This is a genomic window from Kitasatospora sp. NPDC034035 (assembly GCF_055575755.1).
The window spans coordinates 1-5,715 of record NZ_JBVISA010000091.1; the positions used below are offsets into that span (position 1 = coordinate 1).

Annotated in this window: 1 protein-coding gene and 1 pseudogene; both read right to left on the reverse strand. The window is 73.3% G+C overall.

Features of this window, described 5'->3' with window-relative positions; all coding sequences use genetic code 11:
• Positions 1-5,168 (reverse strand): annotated as a pseudogene (locus ACZ52J_RS42615) (amino acid adenylation domain-containing protein); the annotation flags it as partial.
• Between the two features lie 187 nt (positions 5,169-5,355).
• A partial coding sequence (locus ACZ52J_RS42620) for a phosphopantetheine-binding protein (protein WP_465626806.1) occupies positions 5,356-5,715 on the reverse strand: 360 nt, incomplete at its 5' end.

The window sequence follows — 5,715 nt, forward strand, 5'->3', positions numbered from 1 at the left end:
AAGTGGTGGTCGCCGAAGGTGTCGGCGGCCCAGGTGAGGAGCTTGGTGATGTTGCGGTGGGTGATCACCACGCCCTTGGGGCGGCCGGTGGAGCCGGAGGTGTAGATCACGTAGGCGGGGTGCGCGGGCAGCGCGGTGACGACCGGGTTGCTGCGCGGGCGGGTGGAGAGGTCGGCCTGGTCGAGCAGGATGGTGCGAATTCCGTTGGTGGGTGCGGTGATGGTGCTGGTGGTGAGGAGCAGGGTGGGGTTGGCGTCGGTGAGCATGTGGGTGACGCGGTCGGTGGGGTAGTCGGGGTCGATGGGCAGGTAGGCGCCGCCGGCCTTGAGGACGGCCAGGAGGGCGGTCATCAGGTGGGCGGTGCGTTCCATGCGGATCGCGACCAGTGACTCCGGGCGGACGCCCTGTTCGGCGAGGAGGTGGGCGAGCCGGTTGGCGCGCTCGTTCAACTCCCGGTAGGTGACCTGTTCGTCGCCGTGGATGACGGCGACGGCGTCGGGGGTGCGGGCGGCCTGGGCCTCGAAGAGCGCGGGCAGTACGGTCTCGGTCGGGACGCTGTGGGTGGCGCCGGACCAGTCCTGGAGCAGGAGGTGGCGTTCGTCGTCGGCGAGTACGTCGACGGCGCTGACGCGCAGGGACGGGTCCCCGGCGACGGTGGCGAGCACGCGCAGCCACCGCTCGCCGATCGTCCGTACCGATGCCGCGTCGAACAGGTCCGCCGCGTACGTGACCCGCACCGCCAGTCCGTCCGGCGCGCCGGCCGTGTTCACCGCCTCGCTGACACTCAGCTCCAGGTCGAACTTGGCGACCGGGGCCGCACCGGGCTCCGCCGTCACCGTCAGGCCCGGGAGTTCGACGGTTGCCCGCTCGTTGTTCTGCAGGCTGAGCATGACCTGGAAGAGCGGGTGCCGGGCCATCGAGCGCGCGGGTGCCAGCTCCTCGACGAGGCGCTCGAACGGCACGTCCTGGTGCGCGAACGCGCCCAGCGCGGCGTCGCGGACCCGGCCCAGCAGCTCGGCGAAGGTCGGATCGCCGCCCAGATCGGTGCGCAGGACCAGGGTGTTGACGAAGAACCCGACCAGCTCGTCCAGCGCCTCATCGGTACGGCCGGCGACCGGCGTACCGATCGGAACGTCCTCCCCGGCACCGAGCCGGGACAGCAGCACACCCAGCGCCGCCTGCAGCACCATGAACATCGTGGCACCCTGCGAGCGGGCCACCTCGGCCAGCAGGGCGTGCAGCTCCGCCGGCACGGCGAGGTCGACCGAGCCGCCGCGGTGCGAGGCGACGGCCGGGCGCGGCCGGTCGAAGGGAAGCGCCAGCTCCTCCGGTACCGCCGCCAACTCCCCTCGCCAGTACGCCAACTGCTGCTCGAGCAGGTCGCTTCGCGACTCCTCGCCGCCGAGCAGCTCGCGCTGCCAGAGGGTGTAGTCGGCGTACTGCACCGGCAGCGGCGCCCACTCGGGTGCCCGGCCGTTGACGCGCGCCGCGTACGCGGCCGACAGGTCCCGCCCCAGCGGAGCCATCGACCAGCCGTCACCAGCGATGTGATGGACCGTCACCACCAGGACGTGTTCCTGTGGCGCCAGTGCGAACAGCCAGGCCCGTACGGGGATTTCCGCCGACAGGTCGAAGGCGAGCCCGGCCGCCCGGGCGACGGCCTCGGCCAGCTCCACCTCGGTGGTGTCGGCCACGGTCGGGCCGAAGCCGAGCCGGTCGAGGTCAGCCGGGAGCACCTGCTGATGCGGGTTTCCGCTGTGGGCGGGGAAGACCGTACGCAGTACCTCGTGGCGGCCGATCAGGTCGAGCAGGGCCGCGTGGAGTGCGGCGCGGTCGAGCTCGCCGGTGAGCCGCAGCGCGACCGGGATGTTGTAGGTGGCGCTCGGCCCATCCAACTGGGCGAGGAACCAGAGCCGTTGCTGGGCGAAGGACAGCGGTACCCGCTCGGGCCGCTCCCCGGTGGCGACCACCGGCGGGCGGACCAGAGCGCCCGGGTCCAGGTGACGTGCCAGGGCGGCGGGGGTGGGTGCCTCGAAGAGGGTGCGCAGCGACAGTTCGATGCCCAGGACCGAGCGGATCCGGCTGATCAGTCGCACCGCCAGCAGCGAGTGCCCGCCGCTCGCGAAGAAGTCGTCCTCCGGGCCGACCGCCGCCACTCCTAGCACCTCGGAGAACACGCCGCAGAGCAGTTCCTCCTGCTCCGTGCGTGCGGCGCGGCCCGCCGCCGTCGCCCCGTAGTCCGGGGCGGGCAGGGCGCGGCGGTCGAGCTTCCCGTTGGAGGTCAGCGGCAGGGCGTCCAGGACCACCACGGCCGACGGCACCATGTAGTCGGGCAGACGGGCCCCGACCGTTGCGCGGACCAGCGCGGGCAGCTTCTTGGTGCTCTCCGCGCCGGGGGCCGGGACGACGTAGGCGACGAGGCGCTTGTCGCCGGGCATGTCCTCGCGGGCGACGACCACGGCCCGCGCGAGTCCGGGGCAGTCGGCGACGGCGGCCTCGACCTCGCCGAGTTCGATGCGGAAGCCGCGGATCTTCACCTGCTCGTCGGCGCGGCCGAGGAACTGCAGGTTGCCGTCGGCGGTCCAGCGCACCACGTCACCCGTGCGGTACATCCGCTCGCCGGGGGCGCCGTACGGGCAGGCCACGAAGCGCTCCGCGGTCAGCCCGTGCCGGCCCAGGTAGCCGCGCGCCAACTGGGCGCCCGCGATGTACAGTTCGCCGGCGACACCGGGCGGCACCGGGCGCAGCGTGTCGTCCAGGACGTAGGCGCGGGTGTTCCACATCGGCCGGCCCATCGGCACCACGGCGGTGTCGGTCACCGTCCGCGGGTCCACCGGGAAGTCGGTGCAGCCGACGGTCGCCTCGGTCGGCCCGTAGTGGTTGACGATCGCCACGCCGGGGTGGCGCGCCGACCAGGCGCGGATCGCCTCGGCACGCACGGCCTCGCCGCCGACCATCAGCTGCCCGGTCGGCGCGCACTCCTCGGGCAGCGCGTCCATGAAGGCCAGGTGGCTGGGAGTGCCCTTGAGGAAGGTCAGCCGCTCGCCGGCCAGCAGGGCGGGCAGCCGCTCGTCGAGTGCGGCGACCACCACGCGGCCGCCGCAGGTCAGCGCGCCGTAGAGGCCGGTGACGCCCGCGTCGAAGGAGATGGAGGCATGCAGCAGGGTGCTGCCGGTGAGTGTGGGGTAGGCCCGGTGGCAGCGGACCACGTAGTTCACCAGGGCCCGGTGCTCGATCAGCACACCCTTGGGGCGGCCGGTGGAGCCGGAGGTGTAGATGACGTACGCGGGGTGCGCGGGGAGCAGCTCGGGGCAGGGCAGGGCGGAGCCGTCGTAGGAGTCCAGGTCGGTCTCGTCCAGCAGGATCCGGGGCAGCGGGCCGCGGGCGCCGGCGGTGCCCGGCAGACCGGTGGTGCTGGGCAGACCGGTGGTGCTGGGCAGACCGGCGGCGAGGTCGCCGGTGGTGACCAGGGCGACCGGCCGGGCGTCGTCGAGCATGTAGGCGATCCGGTCGGCCGGGTACTCCGGGTCGACCGGCAGGTAGGCGGCACCGGACTTCAGCACCGCGAGCAGCGCGATCACCAGCTCGGCCGAGCGTCCGAGGCAGACCGCGACCAGCGACTCCGGGCCGACGCCGCGCTCCCGCAGCAGCCGGGCCAGCCGGTTGGCCCGGGCGTCCAGCTCCGCGTAGGAGAGCCGCTGCCCCTCGGCGACCACCGCCACCGCGTCGGGAGTGCGGGCGACCTGGGCGGCGAACAGCGCGGGCAGGTGGGCGGGCGCCACCTCGACGGTGGTGTCGTTCCACTCCTCCAGGATCCGGACCTGCTCGGCGTCGTCGAGCACCCGCACCGCGCTGACCCGGGTGGCCGGCTCCTCGGCGAGAGCCGTCAGTACCCGTACCAGGCGCTGGGCGACGGCTTCGACGGTAGCCCGGTCGAAGAGGTCGGCGGCGTACGTGGCCCGCACCGCCAGCCCGGCCGGGCCACCCGCCGGGTCGAGGTTCTCGCCGACCTCGAAGGAGAGGTCGAAGCGGGCCGAGGCCGTCTGCGCGGCCAGCGGGCGCACGGTGACACCGGGCAGCTCGAGGGTCGCCTGCGCGTTGTTCTGCAGGCTGAGCATGACCTGGAAGAGCGGGTGGCGGGCCAGTGAGCGCACGGGTGCCAGGTCCTCGACCAGGCGCTCGAAGGGCACGTCCTGGTGCTCGAAAGCGCCGAGGCCGGTCTCGCGGACCCGGTCGAGCACCTCGGCGAGCGAAGGGTCGCCGGTCAGGTCCGTGCGCATCACCAGGGTGTTGACGAAGAAGCCGACCAGCTCGTTCAGGTCCTCGTCGGTGCGGCCGGCGATCGGCGTGCCGATCGGGATGTCCCGACCGCCGCCGAGCCGGGAGAGCAGGACGGCGAGCGCCGTCTGCAGCACCATGTACATCGTCACACGCTGCTGCTTCGCCAACTCGGCCAGCTTGGCCTGCAGTTCGGCCGGAACGAGCAGCTCGACGGACTCGCCCCGGTTCGAGGCGGTGGCCGGGCGCGGCCGGTCGTACGGCAGCGCCAACTCCTCCGGGACCCCGGCCAACGCCTGCCGCCAGTAGCCGAGTTGCTCGGTCAGCAGGCTCTCCGGGTCCTGGTCGTCGCCGAGCAGCTCGCGCTGCCAGAAGGTGTAGTCGGCGTACTGGACGGGCAGCGGCTCCCACTCGGGCGCCCGGTCGGCCAGTCGCGCGGTGTACGCGGTGGCGATGTCGCGCGCCAGCGGCTCGAGGGACCAGCCGTCACCGGCGATGTGGTGGACAACCACGGCCAGTACGTGGTCCTCCGGGGCGACCGTGAGCAGCGTCGCCCGGATCGGGATCTCCTCGTGCAGGTCGAACGGGTGCCCCAGGACCCGGGCCACCGCCTCGGCCAGCTCCGCCTCCCCGGCGGGCTCGGCCGTCGCCAGCTCGAACGCGGCCAGCTCGGTCGGCAGCACCCGCTGGCGCGGCTCGCCGTCCACCGCCGGGAAGACGGTGCGCAACACCTCATGACGGTCGATCACATCGCGCAGAGCTGCCTCAAGCGCCGCCGGGGACAGCGTCCCCGTCAGCCGGAGCACCACCGGGATGTTGTACGTCGCGCTCGGGCCGGTCAACTCGCCCATGAACCAAAGGCGGCGCTGCGCGTACGACAACGGAATCATCTGGAGTCCCCTAGCTGTGAGACGGGCCGGCCGCAGGGGCCGGGTCGTGCGATGGATCAGGTCTGGTGTGGTGCTTGTGCGGCCGAAGCTGGTCGGGCCAGGTCGGGCCGGGTCGGGCCAAGTCGGCCAGGCCGGACGCCCGACGGGCCGGATCGCCCGCCAGGCGGCGTCCTTCAGTCGGTCGCCGTCAGTCGGCCTCCGTCGGTCGCTTCACCGACCGCAGGCTCGGCCGGGCCCGCTTGGCGGGCTTCAGCCGTTCCGCGAGGGCGGCGGGGGTGGGTGCTTCGAAGAGGGTGCGCAGGGGGAGTTCGGTGCCGAGGGTGGTGCGGATGCGGCTGGCGAGGCGGGTGGCGAGGAGGGAGTGGCCGCCGAGGTCGAAGAAGCTGTCGTCGGGGCCGACGGTGTCGAGTCCGAGGACCTCGGCGAACGCGGCGCAGAGCGCGGTTTCGCGGTCGTTGGCGGGAGCGCGGCCGGTGGTCTGCGGCCCGTACTCGGGGGCGGGTAGGGCGCGGCGGTCGAGCTTGCCGTTGATGGTGAGGGGCAGCGC